This window comes from Vibrio sp. 2130-1 (assembly GCF_033339515.1).
Genome location: NZ_JAWOUT010000057.1, coordinates 1 through 1497 on the forward strand (window position 1 = coordinate 1; position 1497 = coordinate 1497).

2 protein-coding genes are annotated in these 1497 nt (G+C 45.0%); both read right to left on the reverse strand.

Annotated features, from left to right (window positions below):
* Positions 1-60 precede the first annotated feature (60 nt).
* Positions 61-984: a site-specific integrase gene (locus R7Q09_RS24175; protein WP_318143705.1), complete on the reverse strand. Its 924-nt coding sequence runs from the start codon at positions 982-984 to the stop codon at positions 61-63.
* Positions 977-1297 (reverse strand): hypothetical protein, encoded by a 321-nt coding sequence (locus R7Q09_RS24180; protein ID WP_318143706.1) that lies wholly within the window; start codon positions 1295-1297, stop codon positions 977-979. The genes R7Q09_RS24175 and R7Q09_RS24180 overlap by 8 nt, the downstream gene beginning before the upstream one ends.
* Between the last annotated feature and the right edge of the window lie 200 nt (positions 1298-1497).

Genomic DNA, 1497 nt, shown 5'->3' on the forward strand with positions numbered 1-1497 from the left:
GAGTTAGAAAATCAAGAAATGGTGCTGCAAAAAGCAATACCAATCCCACAACAATTACCGTCAAAAATCCCCAAAGCATCGTAGGTATACCTCTGTAATATCGGGGCGGAAATGCCCTAGCTCTTGAGAAATAATCGTCATGACATCGATACGCTCAAAGTGGTTAGCCAGTTGTTCGTAGCGGTTTTGTGCGTAGCTATGGCGTAAGCCGTGTGCTCCGTTGGAGTACCCAAGAGCGCGAGAACTCGCTTTGCTGAACGCATCAGAAAACTTGTGTCCTCCTGCTATGTTGTAATGCGATTCGTAATTCACGCCCCTGTCAGAGAGTTGCTGTGGTGTATCGAGTCTGCGTTCTTCTAACTTTTCTGCCAAATGGTTGGGGATTTGAACTTCACGAATGAGACCGCCTTTCCCTTGAACCGTGTAGGTTTTTGAGTCATTGGGGAGTTGGGAAAATTTATCTTGGTGTACGTCCCGTGGACTCGGATTTACTTCGCCAGAAGGTCGTAGTGTGTACAGTTCGTGAGCGCGTAGACCCGCTTCATGACAAAGTTGTGTTGAGAGTGCATGTTGCTCGGTTTGGTGCTGAATGATCGCATTGACCTGTTCTGGCGTGTAAGAACGAGAGTTTTCAATAGTTTCTTTTTTAGATGTAGGAAGCTCTTTGGGTGGGTATAGTGTTTGATTGGGTTCTAACTTATGTGTGACATGCTGCATCATTGTTTGTATTGCCTGACGATCCATGTCGATTGTGCTTTGTTTACATTCGTGAGCGCGTAACTCTATGTAGTTTTTTGCTTGTTCTGGGGTTAGTTCTCTTAGAGAGCCAAGCTTGAACTCTTTCAGATAATCGCAACAGGTTTTCAATGCTTGTTCGTAGTTCCTCGCCGTTCCCACCGATTCTATGGCATTACCTTTCCCCTGCATTTCTTTCATGACAGAAGCGGCTTGTTTTTCTGATTTTGCGAAGTGCCCTTTAGCCATTGCGTGTTACTCCGATGGAATGGATATATCGGAGGATGGTACTGCGAGCTGCATATTGCTTGTGTTCAGTTTGGAGGTGCAGAGCAATCAGTTCTAAAGATGCGCCATGCTTGTACATTTTGGCGATTTCAGAACGAAATGGCTCAAGTTTGGAGGTGCGTTTTTTGTAGTTTTTTCCCTTGCGTAATGCACGGGTCTTTTTGGCAGCTTCGGTCGCTGCGATGGGATCAAAGCTCATAAAAATCTCGATGTGGGCGTAAGAACTAGCTAAATATTTTCGTAAAAATATCCAGACGGCATTGCCGTTCGCCAATTTTGCTTTTTTTCGTATAGCAAGGCCGACTGTTCACACCTTTTCACGTTCACTTTCCGCCAGTGAAGTGCGTACTGATTTTTGTGTTTCGCTACTTTGAGAAGCACCGTTGGTATCAGTAATTAAAACCAACGTGTACGGTGTTAACTAGGCCGTACTCCCCTGAGGCAAAATCATTTTTTAGTTCTCTGACTAAGCGC

Bases quoted from the DNA above. Each gene is read 5' to 3' on its own strand.
- R7Q09_RS24175 (WP_318143705.1), bottom strand. From the start codon at position 984: ATGGCTAAAGGGCACTTCGCAAAATCAGAAAAACAAGCCGCTTCTGTC.